At 69.2% G+C, this 22,523-nt stretch carries 20 protein-coding genes; 7 read left to right on the top strand and 13 right to left on the bottom strand.

Annotated elements, in window-relative coordinates:
• Nucleotides 1-14 precede the first annotated feature (14 nt).
• The gene (hrpA, locus tag OG947_RS01920; RefSeq protein WP_328813000.1) at nucleotides 15-3,941 is read left to right on the top strand and encodes an ATP-dependent RNA helicase HrpA; all 3,927 of its coding nucleotides are present in this window, start codon (nucleotides 15-17) and stop codon (nucleotides 3,939-3,941) included.
• A 1-nt stretch (nucleotide 3,942) separates the two neighbouring features.
• Here hrpA and nrdR read toward each other — a convergent pair whose 3' ends face one another.
• Both nrdR and OG947_RS01930 read right to left on the bottom strand, forming a co-directional pair.
• Nucleotides 3,943-4,440: a transcriptional regulator NrdR gene (nrdR, locus tag OG947_RS01925; RefSeq protein ID WP_027505147.1), complete on the bottom strand. Its 498-nt coding sequence runs from the start codon at nucleotides 4,438-4,440 to the stop codon at nucleotides 3,943-3,945.
• Between the two features lie 112 nt (nucleotides 4,441-4,552).
• Complete coding sequence (locus tag OG947_RS01930) at nucleotides 4,553-4,969, bottom strand: hypothetical protein (RefSeq protein WP_027505146.1); 417 nt, start codon at nucleotides 4,967-4,969, stop codon at nucleotides 4,553-4,555.
• 263 nt (nucleotides 4,970-5,232) lie between these two features.
• On the opposite strand from OG947_RS01930, the gene lexA reads away from it, so the two are divergent.
• Entirely contained in the window at nucleotides 5,233-6,015 is a 783-nt protein-coding gene (lexA, locus tag OG947_RS01935; protein ID WP_027505145.1) for a transcriptional repressor LexA, read from the top strand.
• 61 nt (nucleotides 6,016-6,076) lie between these two features.
• Here lexA and OG947_RS01940 read toward each other — a convergent pair whose 3' ends face one another.
• Entirely contained in the window at nucleotides 6,077-7,219 is a 1,143-nt protein-coding gene (locus OG947_RS01940; protein WP_027505144.1) for an acyl-CoA dehydrogenase family protein, read from the bottom strand.
• 86 nt (nucleotides 7,220-7,305) lie between these two features.
• On the opposite strand from OG947_RS01940, the gene OG947_RS01945 reads away from it, so the two are divergent.
• On the top strand, nucleotides 7,306-7,674 hold the full coding sequence (locus OG947_RS01945; protein WP_328813001.1) for a hypothetical protein: 369 nt from the start codon (nucleotides 7,306-7,308) through the stop codon (nucleotides 7,672-7,674).
• 54 nt (nucleotides 7,675-7,728) lie between these two features.
• Here the strand turns inward: OG947_RS01945 and OG947_RS01950 are convergent, their stop codons facing one another.
• From OG947_RS01950 to ptsP, 4 genes are all read right to left on the bottom strand, one after another.
• The gene (locus OG947_RS01950) at nucleotides 7,729-8,352 is read right to left on the bottom strand and encodes an IMPACT family protein (RefSeq protein WP_328813002.1); all 624 of its coding nucleotides are present in this window, start codon (nucleotides 8,350-8,352) and stop codon (nucleotides 7,729-7,731) included.
• Between the two features lie 9 nt (nucleotides 8,353-8,361).
• Entirely contained in the window at nucleotides 8,362-8,823 is a 462-nt protein-coding gene (locus tag OG947_RS01955) for a hypothetical protein (protein WP_328813003.1), read from the bottom strand.
• 47 nt (nucleotides 8,824-8,870) lie between these two features.
• Entirely contained in the window at nucleotides 8,871-10,154 is a 1,284-nt protein-coding gene (locus OG947_RS01960) for a uracil-xanthine permease family protein (RefSeq protein WP_285185062.1), read from the bottom strand.
• Nucleotides 10,155-10,333: 179 nt separating this feature from the next.
• Nucleotides 10,334-12,028: a phosphoenolpyruvate--protein phosphotransferase gene (gene ptsP / locus OG947_RS01965; RefSeq protein ID WP_328813004.1), complete on the bottom strand. Its 1,695-nt coding sequence runs from the start codon at nucleotides 12,026-12,028 to the stop codon at nucleotides 10,334-10,336.
• 181 nt (nucleotides 12,029-12,209) lie between these two features.
• Here ptsP and OG947_RS01970 point away from each other — a divergent pair, with 181 nt between their 5' ends.
• From OG947_RS01970 to OG947_RS01985, 4 genes are all read left to right on the top strand, one after another.
• Nucleotides 12,210-12,977 (top strand): DeoR/GlpR family DNA-binding transcription regulator, encoded by a 768-nt coding sequence (locus OG947_RS01970; RefSeq protein ID WP_328813947.1) that lies wholly within the window; start codon nucleotides 12,210-12,212, stop codon nucleotides 12,975-12,977.
• The gene (locus OG947_RS01975; RefSeq protein ID WP_027505138.1) at nucleotides 12,974-13,957 is read left to right on the top strand and encodes a 1-phosphofructokinase family hexose kinase; all 984 of its coding nucleotides are present in this window, start codon (nucleotides 12,974-12,976) and stop codon (nucleotides 13,955-13,957) included. The genes OG947_RS01970 and OG947_RS01975 overlap by 4 nt, the downstream gene beginning before the upstream one ends.
• Before the next feature lie 50 nt (nucleotides 13,958-14,007).
• Nucleotides 14,008-16,044, top strand: coding sequence for a PTS fructose transporter subunit IIABC (locus OG947_RS01980; protein ID WP_328813006.1), 2,037 nt, complete (start codon nucleotides 14,008-14,010; stop codon nucleotides 16,042-16,044).
• A gap of 73 nt (nucleotides 16,045-16,117) precedes the next feature.
• On the top strand, nucleotides 16,118-16,375 hold the full coding sequence (locus tag OG947_RS01985; protein ID WP_027505136.1) for an HPr family phosphocarrier protein: 258 nt from the start codon (nucleotides 16,118-16,120) through the stop codon (nucleotides 16,373-16,375).
• Between the two features lie 65 nt (nucleotides 16,376-16,440).
• On the opposite strand, the gene OG947_RS01990 is transcribed toward OG947_RS01985, so the two are convergent.
• From OG947_RS01990 to OG947_RS02015, 6 genes are all read right to left on the bottom strand, one after another.
• Nucleotides 16,441-17,487, bottom strand: coding sequence for a hypothetical protein (locus tag OG947_RS01990; protein ID WP_328813007.1), 1,047 nt, complete (start codon nucleotides 17,485-17,487; stop codon nucleotides 16,441-16,443).
• Nucleotides 17,484-18,947 carry a GTPase HflX gene (gene hflX, locus OG947_RS01995; protein WP_027505135.1) on the bottom strand — a complete coding sequence of 488 codons (1,464 nt, stop codon included), beginning with the start codon at nucleotides 18,945-18,947 and terminating at the stop codon, nucleotides 17,484-17,486. The genes OG947_RS01990 and hflX overlap by 4 nt, the downstream gene beginning before the upstream one ends.
• An 84-nt stretch (nucleotides 18,948-19,031) precedes the next feature.
• Nucleotides 19,032-19,904 (bottom strand): diaminopimelate epimerase, encoded by an 873-nt coding sequence (dapF, locus tag OG947_RS02000; protein WP_328813008.1) that lies wholly within the window; start codon nucleotides 19,902-19,904, stop codon nucleotides 19,032-19,034.
• Between the two features lie 4 nt (nucleotides 19,905-19,908).
• Nucleotides 19,909-20,763 carry a TrmH family RNA methyltransferase gene (locus OG947_RS02005; protein ID WP_222645310.1) on the bottom strand — a complete coding sequence of 285 codons (855 nt, stop codon included), beginning with the start codon at nucleotides 20,761-20,763 and terminating at the stop codon, nucleotides 19,909-19,911.
• Nucleotides 20,760-21,674 (bottom strand): tRNA (adenosine(37)-N6)-dimethylallyltransferase MiaA, encoded by a 915-nt coding sequence (gene miaA / locus OG947_RS02010; RefSeq protein WP_222645311.1) that lies wholly within the window; start codon nucleotides 21,672-21,674, stop codon nucleotides 20,760-20,762. The genes OG947_RS02005 and miaA overlap by 4 nt, the downstream gene beginning before the upstream one ends.
• Nucleotides 21,671-22,393 carry a hypothetical protein gene (locus OG947_RS02015; RefSeq protein ID WP_328813009.1) on the bottom strand — a complete coding sequence of 241 codons (723 nt, stop codon included), beginning with the start codon at nucleotides 22,391-22,393 and terminating at the stop codon, nucleotides 21,671-21,673. The genes miaA and OG947_RS02015 overlap by 4 nt, the downstream gene beginning before the upstream one ends.
• Nucleotides 22,394-22,523: the final 130 nt, after the last annotated feature.

Raw genomic sequence — 22,523 nt, forward strand, 5'->3', positions numbered from 1 at the left:
AACTGGCGTGAGCCATGTCGACATCTGCTCCCCCGTCCTCCGGACCCACCCGCCGCGACCTCACGGCACGCCTGTCCGACCTCACCTTCCGTGACGCGCACAGGCTGCGCCGTCGGCTCGACCGCAGCCGCAAGCCCGCCGAACTCGAATCGATCGCTGCCGACATCGGCCGCGCCGAAGCCACGATCGCGGCTCGTCGAGCCTCCGTTCCCACGATCACGTACCCCGAGGCACTGCCGGTGTCCGCCCGCAAGGACGACATCGCAGCCGCCATCGCGGAGAACCAGGTCGTCATCGTCGCGGGCGAGACCGGCTCGGGCAAGACGACACAGATTCCGAAGATCTGCCTCGAGCTCGGTCGCGGCGTCCAGGGCGTCATCGGACACACACAGCCCCGGCGACTGGCCGCCAGGACGGTCGCGGAACGTATCGCCGACGAACTCGGGCAGGAGATCGGCGACGCCGTCGGTTACACGGTGCGCTTCACCGACCACTCCGGCGACAACACCCTCGTCAAGCTGATGACGGACGGCATCCTGCTCGCCGAGATCCAACGGGATCGGCTGCTGCGTCGGTACGACACGATCATCATCGACGAGGCGCACGAGCGCAGCCTCAACATCGACTTCATCCTGGGCTATCTCGCCCGGTTGCTCCCCCAGCGTCCCGATCTGAAGGTCATCGTCACCTCGGCCACCATCGACCCTGGCCGCTTCGCGCACCACTTCGCGGTGAACGGGGTCGACGCGCCGATCGTCGAGGTGTCGGGCCGGACGTTCCCCGTCGAGGTCCGGTATCGGCCGCTCACGGTCGAGAACGGCGAGCAGACCATCGAACTCGACCCGGTCGACGCCACGTGCGACGCCGTCGAGGAACTGCTCACCGAACCGGAGGGCGATGTCCTCGTGTTCCTGTCGGGCGAGCGCGAGATCCGCGACACCGCCGATGCTCTGAAGGATCGCCGACTGCGCAACGTCGAGATTCTTCCGCTCTACGCCCGGCTGTCGGCAGCCGAGCAGCACCGCGTCTTCACCGGCCACACCGGTCGACGAGTCGTGTTGTCCACCAACGTCGCCGAGACGTCGCTCACCGTGCCCGGCATCCGGTACGTCGTCGACCCCGGAACCGCGCGCATCTCGCGGTACTCGCTGCGCACCAAGGTGCAGCGTCTGCCGATCGAACCCATCTCGCAGGCGTCGGCCCGCCAGCGTGCCGGCCGGTGCGGTCGCGTCGCGGACGGCATCTGCATCCGGCTGTACTCGGAGGAGGACTTCGAGGCCCGCCCCGAGTACACGGATCCCGAGATCCTGCGCACGAACCTCGCATCGGTGATCCTGCAGATGGCCTCGCTGGGACTGGGCCGAATCGACGCGTTCCCGTTCGTCGAGGCACCGGACCCGCGCAGCATCCGTGACGGCCTGGGCCTGCTCGACGAACTCGGGGCGCTCGAGTCGCAGGGCGAGGACGGGCCCGTGCTCACCTCGCTCGGCAAGGAGCTCGCCGGCCTCCCGGTCGACCCGCGCATGGCGCGCATGCTGGTCGAGGCCAACCGCAACGGATGCCTGCGGGAAGTTCTCGTCATCGTCTCGGCGCTCTCGATCCAGGACGTGCGCGAGCGGCCCGCGGAGCATCAGCAGGCCGCCGACGAGATGCACAAGCGTTTCGTGGTGGAGGGTTCGGACTTTCTCGCACTGTGGCAACTGTGGACGTATCTGGGAGACCAGCGCCGAGAGCTGTCCTCCAACCAGTTCCGACGCATGTGCCGATCGGAATTCCTGCATTACCTGCGCATCCGCGAATGGCAGGACCTGCACGGTCAGCTGCGCCAGATCACGCGCGGCCTGGGCTGGACCATGCCTGACGCGGGCGACTCCTCGGAGCCGAACCATGCCGTGATCCACCAGGCACTGCTGCCGGGCCTGTTGTCGCACATCGGTCTTCGTGAGGGCGACAAGAAGGATTTCCTCGGAGCACGTGGGTCGACCTTCGCCGTCTTCCCCGGTTCGAGCCTGTTCCGCAAGCCGCCGCGCTGGATCATGGCGGCCGAACTCGTGGAGACCAGCAGACTCTGGGCCCGGATGGGCGCGCGCATCGAACCCGAATGGGCCGAGAAGCTGGCCCCGCACCTGATCAAGCGTCAGTACTCGGAGCCGCACTGGTCGACGAAGCGCGAAGTCGCGATGGCCTACGAGCGCGTCACGCTGTACGGCATTCCTCTCGCCGCCCGTCGGCCCGTCACCTTCAGCGGTATCGATGCCGAGGTGTCTCGCGACTTGTTCATCCGCCACGCTCTCGTACAGGGCGAGTGGCGGACGCACCACCGCTTCTTCCACGCGAACCAGGAGATGCGCAGCGACGCCGAGGAACTGGAGTCGCGCGCCCGCCGACGCGACATCGTCGTCGACGACGACACCCTCTTCGCTTTCTACGACGAGCGTGTACCTGCGACCGTGGTGTCGGCCCGTCACTTCGACCGGTGGTGGAAGAAGGCGTCCCGCACGACGCCGGACCTGCTCGACTTCGACCGCGCCACCGTCGTCAACCCGGACGCCGCCGCGGTCGTCGAGGGCGACTACCCCGACGCCTGGCGTCAGGGCGAGGCGCAGTTCCCCCTGACCTACCAGTTCGAGCCGGGCAAGGAGGACGACGGCGTCACCATCACCATTCCCATCGCCCTCCTCCCCCGCGTCGCCGACGTCGGATTCGATTGGCTCGTCCCCGGCATGCGCGTCGAGTTGGTGACGGCCCTGATCAAGACTCTTCCGAAGGAGTTGCGCCGCAACGTCGTCCCAGCGCCCGACCACGCGGTGGCCGCCGTCGCGGCGATGCGACCGAGGACGGAACCACTACTGGTCGCACTGTCGCGTGAACTCACCCGCATGGGCGCCGTGCCGATCGCACCGTCGGATTTCGACCCGTCCGCGCTGCCCCGCCACCTGAAGATGACGTTCGTGGTGGTCGACGATCGCGGCCGTCGACTGGACAAGGACACGTCCCTCTCCGCCTTGCGCACCCGACTCGGTGCTGCCGCGGCCGCTGCGGTCGGCGTCGCCGCCAAGGACTCGGAGAAGGCCCCGGTGACACGGTGGACGTCCGAGACCATCGGCACACTCGAGCCCACCGTCACCCGAACGGTCAACTCGCAGAAGGTGACCGGGTATCCCGCCCTGGTTCCCGAGAAGGGCGGGGTCGCCGTTCGTGTCCTGGGCACCGCCGCCGAGCAGCGAGCAGCGATGCGCGAGGGCACCCGACGCCTCCTGCTCGACGCCATCCCATTGCCGACGAAGAACCTGCTCACCGGACGCTCCCCGGCTCAGCGGCTCGCGCTGGGGCAGAATCCGCACGGAAGCATCGAGGCGTTCGTCGAGGACTGCCGCACCCTCGCGGCCGACGAGCTCATGATGAAGCACGGCGGCCCGGTGTCCACGCCCGAGGCGTATGCAGTGCTGGAGAAGGCGGTCCGGGGCGAGCTCGCCGGCCGGACGGCCGCGGTGCTCCGGGTGGCGGAACCATCTCTCGGTGCCGCGACGAGGGTCCGCCTCGCACTCGACGACGCGACGGGAGATGCCGCGGACGACGTGCGCCAGCAGCTGGACGGGCTGATCTTCCCCGGATACGTCTTCGAGACCGGCGAAGCGCACCTGCCACATCTTCCGCGCTACCTCGAGGCGGCCGAGCGCCGACTTCGCGCATTCCCGTCCAGCGCTCGCCGCGACGCGGCGGGGATGGACGTGCTGGACCGCGTCTATGCGGACTACGACGCCCTGCTCGGGTCGGTACCGGACTCGGTGGGCCGCAGCGATGCCGTGCGGGAGATCGCCTGGATGATCGAGGAGCTGAGGGTCAACCTGTTCGCTCAGACCCTGGGAACGCTGTACCCGGTGAGCGAGAAGCGGGTGCGCAAGGCCATCGACGACGTCCGACGTGCGGTGCGGCGCTGACTCACCGCTGAGCGGCGGGCTCCGCGTCCTGGGCGGGGGCGGCATCGTGCTCGGCGCGGTGGCGACGAAGGTCCTCGATCTCGCGCTCGAAGTCGTCCGCACTGCTGAACGAGCGGTAGACGGAGGCGAATCGGAGGTAGGCCACCTCGTCGAGATCGCGCAGTGGCCCGAGGATGGCGAGCCCTACCTCGTTGCTGGGGATCTCGGCCGACCCGGAAGCCCGCACCGTGTCCTCGACCTGCTGGGCGAGGAGGACGAGCGCGTCGTTGTCGACCTGGCGGCCCTGGCAGGCCCGACGGACTCCCTTGACCACCTTCTCGCGACTGAACGGCTCACTCACGCCACTGCGTTTCACGACGGAGAGCACTGCTGTCTCCACCGTGGTGAAGCGTCGACCGCACTCGGGGCAGGAACGACGCCGCCGGATCGCCTGGCCCTCTTCCGCTTCACGCGAATCGACGACGCGCGAGTCGGGGTGACGGCAGAACGGGCAGTGCATCGGACAGAGACCCCTCGATGGCTCGGGCATTTCCCGAGCGCCACGGCGGCTCTCGGTGTGTCCAGCGTACCGGGACGGCCTTCCGCGGCCCCGGGGGCGTGTCCGGCCGGTGTCAGCGTCCGGAGACGACGCCCATCTCCACCTGCTCCGAGATGGACGGCTGTGCCGGAACGTCGGCGGAGCGCATGTTCGCCAACCCCACCAGCCCCAGAACGGACACTGCTGTGATCAGCGCCACAGCGATGGGCGTCGCGAATCCGTGTCCCCGACGAGTGCGGTGTTCGACCTGCGAGACACCGTTCGAGCGGCGACGGTAGTCGACAGTGCCGCCGTCGGGGCGGCGGGAGTCGCGCGGAGCGGGGCTGCGGCGGACCGTGGTGCGCTCGCGCACGTCGGTCGTCGTGGACCCGGCCGCGCGGTCGGCCACACCCCAGTAGGAATCGTCGTCGCAGGTCCAGCGCGTGCGGACGGGTGCATGCATGTCGATGGAACGTGCGGTGCCGACAGTCAGCAGGTCACTTCGAGTCATTGCAACCACTCCTCGTGGATAGCCGGTGGCCGTCCGCGTCGCCGATGCACCGAGGTGTTCGAACAACACATTCGCCCACGCGTTCGAATGAACGCATGTTCGATGTATAGCAGTCCGGTCCGACAAAGTGCATCGAACACGCGACACGCTTCGAACAGGTGTTTGATCCGAGTCCCGTTTCGGTTTAGGTTCGACACACGCACAACGGACGTGACACCAGCACCACCTGCCCCACGTCCACTGCTACCGATGGAGGTATCTCGATGAAGGACGACAGCTCATCCGGCACGGTCGGCGGTCGCGCGTCAGCGACCGGCTCGGCCACGACCGCCGACACCGAGTCCGGTCTCACCGAACGTCAGCGGCGAGTGCTCGAGGTGATCCGTGCGTCGGTCGTCGAGCGCGGCTATCCGCCGAGCATCCGGGAGATCGGTGACGCCGTCGGATTGACGTCCACCTCGTCGGTCGCGCATCAACTGCGCACCCTCGAACGCAAAGGGTTCCTGCGCCGCGACCCCAACCGTCCCCGCGCCGTCGATGTGCGTCTGCCCGGTGAGAACGGGCGCCCCGAAGAGGTCTCTGCGGTCGCCCAGGACGATCTCGTCGCCGCGGACACCACCAATCACCTCGACAGCGCGGACACACCGTCGTCGGACGACGATCGCCTGCCCGCACCGACCTTCGTCCCCGTCCTGGGACGTATCGCCGCGGGTGGTCCGATTCTCGCGGAGCAGGCCGTCGAGGACGTGTTCCCGCTTCCGCGCGAGCTCGTCGGGTCCGGCTCGCTGTTCCTTCTCCGCGTCGTCGGTGAGTCGATGATCGACGCCGCCATCTGCGACGGTGACTGGGTGGTCGTGCGTCAGCAGAACGTGGCCGACAACGGGGACATCGTCGCCGCCATGATCGACGGAGAGGCCACCGTCAAGACGTTCAAGCGGACTGGTGGGGACGTCTGGCTGCTCCCCCACAACGACCTGTTCGAGCCCATTCCCGGGAACGACGCCGTGGTGCTGGGCAAGGTCGTCACCGTGATGCGCAAGCTCTGATTCCGGACACACGAACGCCGGCGCTGGATGTCCAGCGCCGGCGTCGTCGTGTTCGAGGTTCCTACAGGTCCAGACCGCGACCGATGATCTCCTTCATGATCTCCGTCGTGCCGCCGTAGATGGTCTGCACGCGGGAGTCCATGTACGCCTTGGCGATCGGGTACTCCTTCATGTAGCCGTAGCCACCGTGCAGCTGCAGGCACCGGTCGATGAGCTTGACCTGGTTCTCGGTGGTCCACCACTTCGCCATGGCGGCTTCCTGGACCGACAGCTCGTTCGCGTTGAGCTGCTCGATGTACTTGTCCACCATGATGCGGACGGCAGTCGTCTCGGTCGCGCACTCCGCCAGCACGAATCGCGTGTTCTGGAACTTGCCGATCGGCTTGCCGAATGCCTTGCGGTCCTTGCAGTACTGGATCGTCATCGCGAGCGCGGACTCCATCGCGGCAGCCGCGACGACGGCGATCGACAGGCGCTCCTGCGGCAGGTTCTGCATCAGGTAGATGAAGCCCATACCCTCCTGACCGAGCATGTTGGCGGCAGGGATGCGGACGTCGGTGAAGCTGAGCTCCGCGGTGTCCTGCGCCTTCATACCGATCTTGTCGAGGTTGCGGCCGCGCTCGAAGCCCGGCATGTCGCGCTCGACGACGAACAGGCTGAAGCCCTGCGCGCCCTTCTCCGGATCGGTGCACGCCACCACGATGACGATGTCGGCGTTGATGCCGTTGGTGATGAACGTCTTGGAGCCGTTGAGCACCCAGTCGTCACCGTCACGGACGGCCTTGGTCTTGATGCCCTGCAGGTCACTGCCCGTGCCCGGCTCGGTCATCGCGATCGCGGTGATCAGCTCGCCGGAGCAGAACCCGGGCAACCAGCGCTGCTTCTGCTCGTCGTTGGTCAGCTCGATCAGGTAGGGAGCGACGACGTCGTTGTGCAGCGTGAACCCGATGCCGCTGTACCCACCGGCCGTGGTCTCCTCGGTGACGATGGCGTTGTAGCGGAAGTCCTTGACTCCGCCGCCGCCGAACTCCTCCGGCACTGCCATGCCCAGGAAGCCCTGCTTGCCGGCCTCGACCCAGACACCTCTGTCGACGATGTTCTGCGTCTCCCACTCCGCGTGATGCGGCGCGACGTGCTGCTCGAGAAACTTCTTGTACGAGCTGCGGAACAGGTCGTGCTCGGGCTCGAACAACGTGCGCTTCATGATTCTCCTCGTCGTGCGTACGGCGGATCTGTCTCGAGCCTAGAACCAGGTACGAGCGGGGTCGATGACCAGTGCGAGCACGTTCGGTGACCTCGGCGTCAGCCGATATCGCCTGGCCCGTCCGCAATCGGCTCCGTAACCTCTGCGCGATGCCTTCTCACTTCCATGTCTCGTCGTCACGTAACCGCAACTCGATCTCGCGGTTCGGGCTGGACTGGCAGCGCATGGGTGCGGCACGGGGCATCGCAGGCAGCAATGAGCCCGAGCAGCAGGGATGCTTTCTGGCGCGAGACGAGTGGGAGTGTGACTGGTTCGTCCGGATGAACAACACCGGCGGGCCGGTCGATGTCTGGGAAGTGGCAGGTATCCGTTCCTCCGATCTCGTCGAGTCGCCTCACCACTACTTCTACTACCCCGGCGTGATTCCGCCCGCGCGGCTGACACGGCGTCACTGACTCGAATCCGGTGTGCTGAGCCGCGGTATCCGCGGCTCAGCGCACCCAGCCGCCCTAGAGCTCGAGCACCCATCGGTGCCCGACGCGCTCGGCCACCACACCGCCGCCGGTCGCGGACGCGAGGACACCGTCGAGCCGGTCGCCGTCACCGATCACCCGGAGCCGCACGTCGGATCCGTAGGCGACGTCGTCGACGGCGAATCCGTGCACTCGCAGGACGCCCTCCACCCGACCGGCATCAGCATGGGACAAGTCCATCTCGAGGACGTCGACTCGCGCGAGCTCGCCGACCTCCGCGCAGTCGAGCGCCGCACTCACCGCGCCCGAGTAGGCGCGCACCAAGCCACCGGCGCCGAGCTTGACGCCCCCGAACCACCGACTGACGACGGCCACCACATCGACCAGGTCGCGGCCGGTCAGCACGCCGAGCATCGGAACACCTGCCGTACCGCCAGGTTCGCCGTCGTCCGATGCGCGCTGACGACGGTGCTCCTGATCTGCGCCGACGACGAAAGCCCAACAGTGGTGGCCCGCATCGGGGAACTCTGCCGACACCGCAGCGACCACGTCGAGCGCCTCGGACTCGGTGTGGACGGTGACCACGCGGGCGAGGAACCGGCTCCGCTCGATCACCGTTTCCGCATCGACGTGTCGGGTCGAGACGAGGGCATGCGGCACGGAGCCAGCCTAGATCCGGTGCAGAAATCGTCGGTGAGCGACGAAATCTGCACCGGATCGCGTGACCCGGCGGTTGTGCCGAGCCTGCAGAACGAGGGGCGGCAGAACCCAGACGACGAGCGCCACGGTCACCCACCAATACCAACCCGGAACGGCATTCAGCGCCAAGGCCCCGACGAACAGAGCAGACCCACTGCAGCTTTGAAGCAGGTCGACGTCTCGGCGACGCACCGCGGGGCCGCGCAACCAGGAGATGCGCTGGTCGCCGCTCTCGCGCACGGCTCGGCGTACGGATGCCACGGCGAGGACCACAGCAACAATCAGGGCAACAGCCGCAACGGATGCACGAGCAGCAATGTTCGGCAGCGCGAGCGTCGAGGCGGCTACCGAGGCAGACACTGCGAGGACCAGCAGTGTCTTCCACGCCGGCGTGGACTGCCACTGGTCGGGCGCCACACTGACAGGGCGCATGGGCTCCAGCGGCGGGTGACTCACTACCTCAGAATCTCACGGACCGCTCAGTCTCGTCGCCGCTCCGACAGCGCGCGCAGCACCGGGTACGCGACCAGGATGCCGACCGAGCCCCACACGATGCCGCCGAGTTCGACGGATCCGATGGTCAGCGTCAAGTCACCGACACCGGCGACGAGGGCGGCCGCCGCGACCATCAGGTTGAGCGGCTTGGTGAAGTCGATCCCCGCTTCCTGCCAGATCCGCACGCCGAGAAGGCCGATGAGACCGTAGAGCACGAGCGTCGCACCGCCGATGACACCGCTCGGGACCGTGAAGATCAGCGCGCCGAACTTCGGGGAGAACGAGAGCACCAGCGCCGTGGCGGCGGCGACCCAGTAGGCAGCGGTGGAGTACACGCGGGTGGCGGCCATGACGCCGATGTTCTCCGCGTAGGTCGTGGTGCCCGAACCACCACCGGCACCGGCGAGGACGGTCGCCGCGCCGTCCGCCATGAGGGCGTCACCGGCGACGTCGTCGAGGGACCGACCCGTCATCGCCGCGACCGCCTTCACGTGACCGACGTTCTCGGCGACGAGCACCACGACGACGGGCAGTGCGACGAGCACGACGGAGAGCTGGAACGAGGGGCCAGTGAACTCGGGCAGTCCGATCCACGACGCGCTACCGAGTGCGTCGACGCGTGCGGGATCGAGAGCACCGGTGACGGCAGCGAACACCCATCCCACGACGACGCCGACGAGGATGCCGAGGCGACCGATCAGCCCCGGTACCGAGACGGTGACCAGCAGGACCGCCACGAGGGTCACGGTCGCGACGAGCGGCTGAGCCTCGTACGAGGTCGCGGCGGTGGACGCGAGATTCAGGCCGATGAGCGCCACGATCGCGCCGGTCACGAGCGGCGGCATGACGGCGTCGAGGACGCGGCTCCCCGCCAACCGGACGAGCAGGCCGACCAGGAACAACACCACGCCCACCACGAGCACCGCGCCGAGCTGCGCAGCGGGACCGTCGCCCGCCGTCGCCGCCAAGGGTGCGATGAAGGCGAAGGACGAGCCCAGGTAGCTCGGGATCCGGCCGCGCGTGGCCAACAGGAAGATCGCGGTACCCAGACCGGAGAAGAACAGCGTCGTCGTGACCGGGAACCCGGTGATGGTCGGCACCAGCAGAGTGGCACCGAACATCGCGACGACATGCTGCATCCCGATCCCGATCGTGCGTGGCCACGAGAGCCGTTCGTCGGGAGCGACGACCGCGTCGGGCGCCACGGTGCGACCGTCACCGTGGACGGACCAGCGAGGGAAGAACTGCCTGGATCGAGTTGTCGTCACGGCGGAAATGATGTCATGCGGGAAGGCCGGAGGCCGGTCGGCAGGTCACCGGGAAGGCCGGAGGCCGGTCGGCAGGTCACCGGGAAGGCCGGAGGCCGGTCGGCAGGTCACCGGGAAGGCCGGAGGCCGGCCGGCAGGTCACCGGGAAGGCCGGAGGCCGGTCGGAGGGCGGGAGCGCACTACCCGAGCAGGCCGGCGGCCACCTCGCGTGCTTCGGCCGGGCTGGAGGTGGACAGCACGGCCTCGGCCGCGGCCTTGCACTGCTCGAGCGTCACGGTGCCGAGCTTCGCGCCGACACCGGCCACGGCGGCCGACGCGGCCGAGAGGGACGTGACGCCGAAGCCGACGAGGACACAGGCCAACAACGGGTCCGCGGCGGCCTCTCCGCAGACTCCGACAGGCTTGTTCACCGCTGCGCCGGCCTTCGCCGCGTGGGCGACGAGCGTCAGGACGGCGGGCTGCCACGGATCGGTCAGTGCGGCCAGGTCGGCGGACATGCGGTCGGCCGCCATCGTGTACTGCGCGAGGTCGTTGGTTCCGATGGACAGGAAGTCGACGTGATCGAGGATCCGGTCCGCGAGCAGCGCCGCGGCGGGCACCTCGATCATGACGCCGGGGGTGAGCCCACGTTCCCGCACGTCGGCGGCGAAGGCCTGCGCCTCGGCGGACGTGGCGATCATCGGGGCCATCACCCACGGGGACGACTCGGTCGAGGCCGCTGCGGCCGCGATGGCGTCGAGCTGGCGATGCAGGATGCCGCGATTGCTCTCGGCGATACGGATGCCGCGCACTCCGAGGGCCGGGTTGGCCTCGTCGGCGTGGTTCGCGAAGCGCAGCGGCTTGTCCGAGCCGGCGTCGAGCGTGCGGACGACCACCTTGGTGCCCTCGAACGCGGTGAGCACCTCGGCGTAGATCGAGGCCTGCTCGTCGACGGTGGGCTCGACGTCGCGGTCGAGGAAGCTGAGTTCGGTACGGAAGAGTCCGACGCCGTCGGCCGCGGTCGAGCGGGCTGCGCGAGCGCCGGCGCCGTCCTGCACGTTCGCGAGGATGTCGACACGGTGACCGTCGGACGTCCGGCCGGGCCCGCTCCAGTCGGCGACCTCGGCGAGGTGGGTGGCCGATTCCTCGACCGCGGAGCGTGCCGTGGACGGATCGGGCTCGATCTCGATGCGGCCGGTGGTGCCGTCCACCATGACGAGCGTCCCGGCGGAGACGTCGTCGAGGCCCGTCGCCGCGACGATGCACGGGATGCCGAGCTGACGGGCGATGATCGCGGTGTGGCTGGTGGGTCCACCGAGAGAGGTCGCGAGTCCGACGACCAGCGTGGCGTCGAGTCCCGCGGTGTCGGCGGGTGCGAGGTCCTCCGCCAGGAGAACCGAGGGCTCCGAGGGTGTGGGAACGCCGGGCTCCGGGAGATCGGACAGCTCGGCGATCACGCGGTCGCAGATGTCCATGAGGTCGGTGATGCGCTCGGCCATGCGTCCGCCGAGCTTGGCGAACATGGCGACGAACTGGTCCGTCGCGGTGACGGCGGCGTACGCGGCGTCGGAACCCTTGCCGATGGCCTTGACGCCGGCGCCGATCCACCCGCGGTCCTCGGCCATCGCGGCGTTGGCGGCGAGCACCTCGGACGCGGAGCCGGTTGCCAGTGCGGCACGGGCCTGCAGACGTCGACCGACCTCGGCCGCCGCGGCGCGGAAGCGCTCCTTCTCTGCATCGCGCGCGTCCTCGGCGATCTCGACGGCCGTGTCGGGACGTGAGGGGCGCGGCGCCGGACGGATCGCGGGGCCGTAGCCGACGCCGGGCACCACCGGCGTGCCCTGCACCGCGTGGGCCGTCGGCTGTGCCTCGTTCGCGGTGAGCGATCCCGTCATCTGCTTCCTCCTGCTGCGCGGTGGTGCGGGGGCATCTCGCCTACCCGCTGTGCATCGCGTCTCCCGCGATGGCTCTTGTGACTCAGATTACTCGAACCTCTTGACATGTCAACAGAGACGGGCGTAAAACAACATAAACCAACAGTGAAACAACGGATCGGACGGAGGGGCGGTGAACACGATGTACGCGGAAGAGCGGCAGAACGCCATCGCCGGCCTCATCGGACAGCGCGGTCGCGTCTCCGTCGCCGACCTGGCCGACACGTTCGGTGTCACCACCGAGACCGTGCGCCGTGACCTGGCCTCGCTCGACCGTATGGGCGTCGTGCGCCGAGTCCACGGTGGCGCAGTGCCCGCCACGTCGGTCACCGCGGTGGAGCCAGGGATGGCCGAGCGCGAACACACCCGTGCGAAGGAGAAGGACCGCATCGCCGCTGCCGCCCTCGCCTACCTGCCTGCACCCGGCGGATCCATCGCGCTCGATGCCGGCACCACCACCGGTCGCCTCGCCGCGCTGATCCCCGTCGAGTCGATTCTGACGGTGGTGACCAACTCGCTTCCCATCGCGACGCGTCTCGCCGCGGTTCCGTCCCTCGATCTCCACCTGCTCGGTGGCCGCGTCCGCGGTGTCACGCAGGCGACCGTCGGCGAGGACACCCTGCGAGTGCTCGGGACCGTGCGTGTCGACGTGACGTTCATGGGCACCAACGCGATCAGCGTCGGCCACGGTCTCTCGACTCCCGACACCGACGAGGCCGCCGTCAAGCGCGCGATGGTGAGCGCGGCGGACCGCGTGATCGTCGTCGCGGACTCGGCCAAGATCGGCCTTCAGTTCTTCATGTCCTTCGCCGCACTCGACTGTGTGGACGTCCTCGTCACCGACGACGGCATCACCGACACCGACTGCACCCGTCTGCAGCAACACGGATTGGAGGTGGTGGTCGCATGATCCTCACCCTGACGGCCAACCCCAGCATGGATCGCACGGTCTCCCTCGACGTGCCGTTGGTGCGCGGATCGGTGCATCGCAGCGCACTGACCACGACGGAGCCCGGCGGCAAGGGGGTCAACGTCGCACGCGTCGTCACCTCCGCCGGACGGACCGCCACAGCGGTGCTCCCGTGCAGCGGTTCCGATCCGCTGCTCAGCGCGCTCGGCACCCTGGGAGTCCGGTACCACGCCGTACCCACGTCGGGTGTCGCGCGCACGAACCTGACCATCAGCGAGTCCGACGGCACGACGACCAAGATCAACGAGCCCGGGGCCGGACTCGCGCCCGAGACGGTCGACGCCCTGATGGCGTCCGTCCTGGAACTCGCGCAGCGCGCCGACTGGGTCGTCCTGTCCGGATCGATCCCGCCCGGAATCGACGCCACCTGGTACGGCCGCCTCGTCACCGCGCTGCACGAGGTGTCGGCCAAGGTCGCGGTGGACACCTCCGACGATCCGCTCTCGGCACTCGCCGCCGGCTTCCCGGCGACGGCACCCGATCTGATCAAGCCGAACGCGGAAGAACTCGCGCACCTCACCGGCCACGACGGCGCCATGCTCGAAGCCAGTGCCGCACAGGGTGACCCGTATCCCACGGTCGAGGCCGCGCGCGTTCTCGTCGACCGCGGAGTGGCTGCCGTCCTGGCGACACTCGGTGGGTCCGGGGCCGTCCTGGTCACCGCGACAGGGTCGTGGTTCGCCACCCCTCCCCCGATCACCCCGCGAAGCACCGTCGGCGCGGGCGACTCGTCGTTGGCCGGATACATCCTGGCCGATCTCGACGGCGAGGACGGTGCCGGTCGACTCGCCCGGGCCGTCGCCTACGGATCCGCAGCCGCCGCCCTACCGGGCACCCGGTTGCCGACGCCGTCCGACGTCGACGTCACTGCCGTCCCCGTCCACACCCTCGACTCGTCACCCGCCGTACCCCAGTCCTGAAAACCCCAGTCCTGATCCCCCAGCTCCACTCCACTCCCAGAGGAAACGACATGTCCAGTCCCACCACGGCTCACGATGCCAAGCCCGGCATCATCGCCGAGGACCTCATCCTGCTCGACGCCGATCTCGGCTCGACGAAGGACGATGTCATCGCCCGCCTCGCTCGCGTCCTCACCGACGCGGGCCGTGCATCGGATGCCGACGCCCTGCGCGACGCCGCGATGGCTCGTGAGGCGCAGTCGGCCACCGGCCTGCCCGGCGGCATCGCGATTCCACACTGCCGCTCCGCCGCGGTCACGACGGCATCGCTCGGATTCGCTCGCCTGAACCCGAAGGTCGAGTTCGGCGCACCCGACGGCGACGCGGACCTGGTCTTCCTCATCGCCGCACCGGACGGCGCAGGCGCGGAGCACATGAAGCTGCTGTCCTCGCTCGCTCGCGCGCTGGTCAAGCCCGCGTTCGTGACGTCGCTGCGCGAGGCCGCCACCCCCGCCGACGTCGTCGCACTGGTCGAGGGTGTCCTGGCCCCGAAAGCTCCGAAGGCCGCTGCCCCCGTCACCACCACGAAGACCGCTCCTCCCGCTCCGACCGCCACGGCGGACGCTGCCAAGCACATCGTCGCCATCACCGCGTGCCCCACCGGCATCGCCCACACCTACATGGCTGCCGACTCCCTCAAGGACGCCGGCGACCGTGCGGGCGTCACCGTGCACGTCGAGACGCAGGGCTCGAGCGGCTCCACGGCACTGGACCCGGCTCTCATCGCGTCGGCCGAGGCCGTCATCTTCGCCACCGACGTGGGCGTCAAGGGCCGCGAGCGCTTCGCGGGCAAGCCTGTCATCGAGTCCGGCGTCAAGCGCGCGATCAACGAGCCCGACAAGATGGTTGCCGAGGCTCTGCGCGCCGGCGGTGACCCGAACGCCGCACGCGTCTCCGGTACCGCACCGGGAGCGTCCGCTGCCGCCGCTGCCGGTGGACTCGGCTGGGGCACGCGGTTGCGCCAGATCCTCCTGACCGGTGTCAGTTACATGATCCCGTTCGTCGCGGCCGGTGGACTCCTCATCGCCCTCGGCTTCCTTCTCGGTGGATACGAGATCAAGGGTGTCGCCGAGGACATCATGACCAACAACAGCCTCACCAACCTGCCCGACGGCGGGCTCCGCATCTTCATCGGTGCGGTGCTGTTCCAGCTCGGCGGCCTGGCCTTCGGCTTCCTCGTCCCGGCTCTGTCCGGTTACATCGCCTTCGCCATTGCGGACCGTCCCGGTCTGGCACCCGGCTTCACCGCCGGTGCGGTGGCCCTGTTCGTCGGTGCCGGCTTCATCGGTGGCCTCGTCGGTGGCCTCATCGCCGGCTTCGTGGCGCTGTGGATCAGCCGGATCGCGGTGCCGCCGTGGCTGCGTGGCCTGATGCCCGTCGTCATCATCCCGCTGGGAGCGACCCTCGTCGTCGGCGGTCTGATGTTCCTCGTGCTGGGTCGCCCGCTCGCTGCCATCACCACCGGCCTGACCAACTTCCTCAACGGCCTCTCGGGCTCGTCGGTCATCATCCTCGGCATCATCCTGGGCCTCATGATGTGCTTCGACCTCGGTGGACCGGTGAACAAGGCCGCCTACGCCTTCGCCACCGCCGGGCTCAGCGTCGACAACGAGGCATCGCTGCGCATCATGGCCGCCGTCATGGCTGCCGGTATGGTTCCCCCGCTCGCCATGGCACTCTCGTCGACTCTGCGACCGAAGCTCTACAGCGAGGCAGAGCGCGAGAACGGCAAGGCTGCATGGCTTCTCGGAGCTGCGTTCATCTCCGAGGGTGCGATCCCGTTCGCCGCGACCGACCCTCTACGTGTCATCCCCTCGATGATGGCCGGCGGCGCTGTGACCGGCGCCCTGATCATGTCCTTCGGGACGACGCTCAGCGCACCCCACGGCGGACTGCTCGTGTTCTTCGCGATGAACAACTTCTTCCTGTTCCTGCTGGCTCTGGCGATCGGCACCGTGGTCTCCGCGGCGCTCATCACCGCAGCCAAGCAGTTCGCCGGCAAGAAGCCTGCGGAGATCGTCGACGAACCCGTCGCCGTCGCAGCCTGACACCCACGTCACCACCCCCACAGCTGGCAGTATCGACACCAGCACTCACCTGACGAAGAAGGAGATCACCACGATGCCCAGCACCACGGTCACGGTCGGATCCGCCATCGGCCTGCACGCCCGTCCCGCCGCCGTCATCGCCGAGGCGGTCGCCGACTCCGGCGTCGACGTCACCCTCGAGGTGGAGGGCGAAGAGGCCGTCGACGGCGGCTCCGCGCTCATGATCATGACGCTGGGGGCCACCAAGGGCACCGAGGTCACGATCACCAGCGACGATCAGGCCACGCTCGACAAGGTGGCCGCACTGGTCGCGTCGGACCTCGACGCCTGATCTTCCGCACAGACGACGACGGCCCCCACACACCGTGGGGGCCGTCGTCATGTGTGCTTCTGTGTCTACCGCGACCGGAACAGTCGACGCACGAAGAACAGGGTCAGCACCACGACCACACCGACCGACGCCGCGGCGGCGATCAACGGAACGAGGATGGACCCGGTGGGCTCGGCGGGTGCTTCGGAGTCCGCGGTCTCGGTGGCCTCCGGGCCGGCCTCGGCGGAGGGTGCCACATCGCGCAGGACGAGGACGGCGGGACGAGCTGCAGCCGTGTCCACACCCTGCTCGGACCCGAGCAGCACCTCGTCGTCCGAGGTGAAGGCGATCGACTCGCCCTGCGGCTGCGGCGGGAGCGCGACGACGCGGGCGGGGGCCGATGCGAAGGCCGCGGCCACGTCACCGTCCCGCACGGACCACAGGTACAGATCGGTGTAGGTACGCACGGCAGCGATGGACCCGTCTGCGCTCACGGCGCCGCCGGTGACCAGGCGACTGCCGTCGAGCAGCGGCGGACCCCCGGGTGTGGTCGTCGCGGACGGCGCGAAGTCGGCCACGCGGCGCAGCGGGGTGGGACCGGGACTCGGGAGATCGGACACCGACGAGTCCGCGGTGTACACGGCACCGGTTCCGAGACCGTCCTTCGTGACGACGACGGGACGGCCGTCGGGCCCGATGAGGAGTGCTTCGGCATCGTGCGCACCGTCGGGATAGGTGAGCCGGTGCAGTTCACCGGCACCACCGGCCGCAGGATCCATCCGGGTGAGGGCCACGGCGTCGCGTCGACGGTCGTTGTCGCCGATGTCCGCGAGCCACAACGACCCCTCGAACGACGAGAGATCCTCGACGTCGTACGGATCCACCGGATTCGGAAGCCACTCCGCGACAGCACACTCGGAGTCGAGGCGCGCAACACGGTCGTCGGCGCCGCTGTCCCCGATCGCGTACACCGTCCCGTCGAGCACCGTCATACCCGAGAGTTCGGACAGTCCCGGATCGGTCGGCACACAGTACGGCTCCGCATCCGGTGACTCGGTCTGCGCCGCCGCGGGAGACGCTGCCACGAGCGCCACCACGGCAGCGCCGAGCACTGGCGCGAACCGACGGCTCACGCGCTGTGGGCGTATCGCGTGAGTATCGAGGCCAGCGCCGTCGGCACGGTCGCGTCGATGCGCGTACCGCCGCTCTCGTGACTCGTGCTCGAGATCCGTCCGTCCGCATGGATGCGCGACACCAGGTCGCCGCGGTCGTAGGGCAGCAGGACGCTGACCGACACCTCGGGCGGGCGGACCAGCTCGCCGAGTCGTGTCCGCAGCTCCTCGATGCCCTCACCGGTCTTCGCGGACACGAAGACCGCACCCGGCAGCAGGCCCCGCAGCTGCGTCAGCGTGACGGGATCCGCGGCGTCGATCTTGTTGACCACGATCAGTTCCTCGGGCGCCGCGGCGTTCTGCTCGCGCACCACCGAGACGATGACCTCGCGGACCGCCTCGATCTGCCCGATGGGGAGCGGGTCGGACCCGTCCACCACGTGCAGCAGCAGATCGGCGTCCGTCACCTCCTCGAGCGTGGAGCGGAACGCCTCGACCAGCTGGGTCGGCAGGTGGCGGACGAAGCCGACGGTGTCGGTGAGCACGCACTCGCGGCCGTCCTCGAGCGTCGCCTTGCGCGTGGTCGGATCCAGGGTCGCGAACAGTGCGTTCTGCACCAGCACACCGGATCCGGTCAACGCGTTGAGCAGCGACGACTTCCCCGCGTTGGTGTAGCCGACGATGGCGATGGACGGCACGTTGCCCTGCAGCCGGCGCTCACGTTTGGTGTCGCGGGCCTGCTTCATGCCCCGGATCTCGCGACGTAGCTTCGCCATGCGCTCGCGAATGCGACGACGATCGGTCTCGATCTTCGTCTCACCGGGACCACGCAGGCCCACACCGCCGTTGCTGCCGGCGCGGCCACCCGCCTGACGCGACATGGACTCACCCCAGCCGCGCAGACGCGGAAGCATGTACTCCATCTGCGCCAGGGCGACCTGCGCCTTGCCCTCGCGGGAGGAGGCATGCTGAGCGAAGATGTCGAGGATCAGCGCGGTGCGGTCGATGACCTTCACCTTCACGATCTTCTCCAGTGCCGTCAGCTGCGCAGGCGTGAGTTCACCGTCGCACACGACGGTGTCCGCGCCGGTCGCGATGACCACCTCGCGCAGTTCCTTCGCCTTGCCGGAGCCGATGTAGGTGGAGGCGTCGGGTCGGTCGCGACGCTGCACCAGCCCTTCGAGCACCTCGGAACCCGCCGTCTCGGCCAGAGCCGCGAGTTCGGTCATGCTGGACTCCGCCTCCTCGGCGGAACCGCTGGTCCAGACACCGACGAGCACCACGCGCTCGAGCCGCAACTGGCGGTACTCGACCTCGGTGACATCGGTGAGCTCGGTGGAGAGTCCGGCCACACGGCGCAGTGCGCTGCGATCGTCGAGCTGCATGTCGCCGGTGGACCACTCGGCGTCCTGCTCGAACCCGTCGCTGTGGGAGGAACCTGTCGTGTCGGCCCTGTCGGCCGCTGCATTCGTTGTCGTCATACGAGACCCATGATCCACGAGAACGTCCTGACGTGCACTGTCATTTACGCAACCGTGTCGCGGGGAATACCCGCACCCCGGCCGTCACGCTTCCAGCCCCGCCCACCAGGCGTCCGACAGCTCCCCCGACGCCACCAGCACCGACGGCCCCCGCATCGACGCGGAACCGTTCGACACGCGCACCGACACGACACCACCGGGAACGTGGACGGCCAGCTCGCCGTCGCCGGACCCGTCGAAGCGCAGGGCCGCGACCGCGGCGGCGACGATGCCCGTGCCACACGATCTGGTCTCCCCCACGCCGCGCTCGTGGACACGCATGCTCACCGCACCGTCCTTCGGCACGGTGACGAACTCGATGTTGACCCCGTGCGGGTACACCGCACCGTCGAAGGCGGGTTGCGCCGTGAGGTCGAGGTCGCCGAGGGTCTCCGCATCGAGATCCACGGACACGCAGGCCAGGTGCGGATTGCCGACGTCGACGCCGATGCCCGTGAAGGACCTGCCGTCGACCTCGGTGTCGGAGGTCTCGAAGACCCGCGGGGTACCCATCTCGACGGTGACCACGGCGTCGGTGGCGTCGTGCGAGTGCACGGTGACCGGTTTTCCGCCGGCGCGCGATCCGACGACGAACTCGTCCGAGTCCACGAGACCGGCCGCACGAACGTAATGGGAGAACACCCGGACACCGTTGCCGCACATCTCCGCGATGGACCCGTCCGCGTTGCGGTAGTCCATGAACCAGTCGCCGGCGGACACGCCCTCGGGCAGCGCGTCGAGCACGCCGCGGTCGACGAGGGCACCGCTGCGGGCGACCCGCAGTACCCCGTCCGCGCCGAGCCCGGCTCGGCGATCGCACAGTGTCGCCACACGGTGTGCGCTCAGATCGAGGAGTGCGTCCGGATCCGGCAGCACGACGAAATCGTTCTGCGTTCCGTGTCCCTTGGTGAACTGCATGGGATCAGTCTCCCACCGGCGCGGACGTCCGCGCGATCAGCCGTTGGCGGGTGATCTCGTACAGCCCGACGGCGCCGGCGGACGGTGCTCCGAGGGAGCTCGCCGCGCCGCCTATCGGGATGGACACGACGACGTCGCAGGCATCCCGCCACGCGGCACTCATGCCGCGGGTCTCGTTGCCCACCACCAGCACCGTTCCTCCTGTGAAGTCGTGCTCGTGCGCTGCCACCGTGCCGGTCTCGTCGGTGCCCACGATCGTCATGTCGGTGCCCTGCTGCCGCAGCCTGTCCACCATCGCGCGAACCTGCTCCGGACCTCCGACCTGCCCCACGGGGAGTGCGAACAGGGAGCCGGTGGTCGCGCGGACGCACGCGGGATCGAACGGGTCCGCGGCATGCCCGCTGACCAGCAACCCGGACGCTCCGAAGGCGTCCGAGGACCGGATCAGGGTGCCGAGATTGCCCGGCGACGTCGGCCGATCGAACGCGACCACCACCGGCGCGTCGCCCGTCGGAGTCCAGTGGCCGGGATCGAGGAGCCGGGACCGTGCGAGGAGCAGGACCTCCGGTGGTTGATCGACGCGTTCGCCGAGCTCCGCCATCAACTCCGGCGCGACACCCACCGCGGGCACGCCTGCGGCCCGGCAGCGGTCCACGGTCGACGTGGCCCAGGACGACAGGGGGTCGCCGGTTCGATAGAGCACGGACTCGAGGGGCCACTCGTGCTCGACGGCCAGCGTCACCGGCCGCACTCCCTGCACGAGGAAGACTCCCGCCTTGGTGCGCTTGCCGCGGGTGACGAGGTAGGACTGCCACTGCTGGAACCGCGCGTTCCTCGACAGGACGAGCGCATCGCTCATCGGTGTTCTCCCCTCGTGCGCAGTGCGGCGTCCAGCAGGTCCGATGCGCCCCCGCGCAGCCAGTGCACGCGGGGATCACGGCCGAACCAGGACCGTTGGCGGCGAACATAGCGACGGGTACCGACGAAGGTCGCCTCGCGCGCGGCCGCCTCGTCGATCTCGCCGTCCAGCAGCTGCAGCACCTGCGCGTAGCCGATCGCCCTCGGGGCGGTGACTCCCTCGCGCAGTCCCTGCCCCACGAGGGTCTCGACCTCGGCGACGAGCCCCTCGGCGAACATCGCGTCGGTGCGTGCCGCGATGCGCGCGTCCAGCTCGTCGGTGTCACGGTCGATGCCGAGGACGACGGTGTCCCAGCGCGGCTCGCCGATGGTGGGCGCCGACGCGGCGAACGGCTTCCCGGTGAGGCGTCCCACCTCGAGCGCGCGGACGATGCGTCGGCCGTCGGTCGGAAGGATCGATGCCGCGGCCGCCGGATCGGACTCGGCGAGTGCGCGATGCAGCGCCGCGACCCCCTCGGCGGCGAGCCTGGCCTCGAGTTCGGCACGCACCGCGGCATCCGTGGCCGGGAACTGCCATCGGTCCAGCAGCGCCTGGACGTACATCATCGATCCGCCGACGACGACGGGCACGACGGACTGCTCGAGCAGCTCCTCGATCTCCCGCACCGCGGCGTCCTGGTACGCCGCCACCGTTGCCGTCTCCGTGACGTCCAGGACGTCGAGTCGGTGGTGCGGGATGCCGCGACGCTCCGCCACCGGCGTCTTCGCGGTGCCGATGTCCATGCCTCGGTACTGCTGCATCGCGTCGATGTTCACGATGTGCCCGCCGAGGCGCTCGGCGAGATCGAGCGCGAGGGCCGACTTGCCCGTGGCCGTGGGTCCGATCACCGCGACCGGTGTCGGTCGCGTCACAGCGACCACGAGGCGACGTGATACCCGACTCCGTAGGGGGCACCGCGAAAGAGACTGTGCGGCAGCACTCGGGCGGGTCCGACCAGCGTGGCCGCCACCTGCCATGCCACCCGCCCGTCCACGCCGAGGGCATCACACAGAGCAGCGTCCAGGGACGCCAGCGCGTCGACGTCGGCTCTGCCGAGCGCATCGTCGATCGCGTGCTGCACCGCCTCGGCCCGGTCGTCGAACGCGCCGGGCGCCTTGTCGGTCAGGGTCGTCGCCCCGTCACCGACGACGAGCAGCCCCACCGGGCCGGGCGCGGCGTCGACGCGGCCGCGCAGGTCGAGCGCCACCGCCGCCACGTCCTGGACACTCGCGTTCCGAGCGACGAGCTGTACGGGGACCGACCACTGCGGAACAGCCTGCCCGCGGAGCAGCCCGACGGTCAGCGCGGCCAACTCCATCGCGCGATCGACAGGCCCGCGATCCGGGGCGAGACCGACCACGACATCGGCCCCGAAACCGGCGTACGTACCCGCGGCATCGCCGTCGATCCAGGTCGTGGTCGCACCGACCCCGACCCCGATCCAGTCGTGACAGGACTGCCCCAGGTCGTCGCACACCTCGCGCACGGCTGCACGCAGATCGTCCAGTTCGCCTGTGGCGGAACCGGCGAGCTCCGCGAGCAGCAACGGAGGCGACGGGACGAAGGCGAGGGCGGACAGCACGGACGCCACGGTAGTCGACCGTCCGAGGGCGTCCCTTTTCCGCGCGTCCCTCGGGGTTTGCATGGTCGCCGACGCGCGGAGGGGGTTGAATGGGCCGAGAACGACCGAGCAGAGAACCACGTAGCGCCAGGCAGCCGTG

The sequence above is a fragment of the Rhodococcus sp. NBC_00297 genome (genome assembly GCF_036173065.1).
Lineage (GTDB): Bacteria > Actinomycetota > Actinomycetes > Mycobacteriales > Mycobacteriaceae > Rhodococcoides.

Excerpts from the sequence above, each read along its gene's own strand:
- hrpA (WP_328813000.1), top strand. The coding sequence starts at position 15 with ATGTCGACATCTGCTCCCCCGTCCTCCGGACCCACCCGCCGCGACCTC.
- nrdR (WP_027505147.1), bottom strand. The coding sequence starts at position 4,440 with ATGCACTGCCCGTTCTGCCGTCACCCCGACTCGCGCGTCGTCGATTCG.
- OG947_RS01930 (WP_027505146.1), bottom strand. The coding sequence starts at position 4,969 with ATGACTCGAAGTGACCTGCTGACTGTCGGCACCGCACGTTCCATCGAC.
- lexA (WP_027505145.1), top strand. The coding sequence starts at position 5,233 with ATGAAGGACGACAGCTCATCCGGCACGGTCGGCGGTCGCGCGTCAGCG.
- OG947_RS01940 (WP_027505144.1), bottom strand. The coding sequence starts at position 7,219 with ATGAAGCGCACGTTGTTCGAGCCCGAGCACGACCTGTTCCGCAGCTCG.
- OG947_RS01955 (WP_328813003.1), bottom strand. The coding sequence starts at position 8,823 with ATGCGCCCTGTCAGTGTGGCGCCCGACCAGTGGCAGTCCACGCCGGCG.
- ptsP (WP_328813004.1), bottom strand. The coding sequence starts at position 12,028 with ATGACGGGATCGCTCACCGCGAACGAGGCACAGCCGACGGCCCACGCG.
- OG947_RS01970 (WP_328813947.1), top strand. The coding sequence starts at position 12,210 with ATGTACGCGGAAGAGCGGCAGAACGCCATCGCCGGCCTCATCGGACAG.
- OG947_RS01975 (WP_027505138.1), top strand. The coding sequence starts at position 12,974 with ATGATCCTCACCCTGACGGCCAACCCCAGCATGGATCGCACGGTCTCC.
- OG947_RS01980 (WP_328813006.1), top strand. The coding sequence starts at position 14,008 with ATGTCCAGTCCCACCACGGCTCACGATGCCAAGCCCGGCATCATCGCC.
- OG947_RS01985 (WP_027505136.1), top strand. The coding sequence starts at position 16,118 with ATGCCCAGCACCACGGTCACGGTCGGATCCGCCATCGGCCTGCACGCC.
- hflX (WP_027505135.1), bottom strand. The coding sequence starts at position 18,947 with ATGACGACAACGAATGCAGCGGCCGACAGGGCCGACACGACAGGTTCC.
- dapF (WP_328813008.1), bottom strand. The coding sequence starts at position 19,904 with ATGCAGTTCACCAAGGGACACGGAACGCAGAACGATTTCGTCGTGCTG.
- OG947_RS02005 (WP_222645310.1), bottom strand. The coding sequence starts at position 20,763 with ATGAGCGATGCGCTCGTCCTGTCGAGGAACGCGCGGTTCCAGCAGTGG.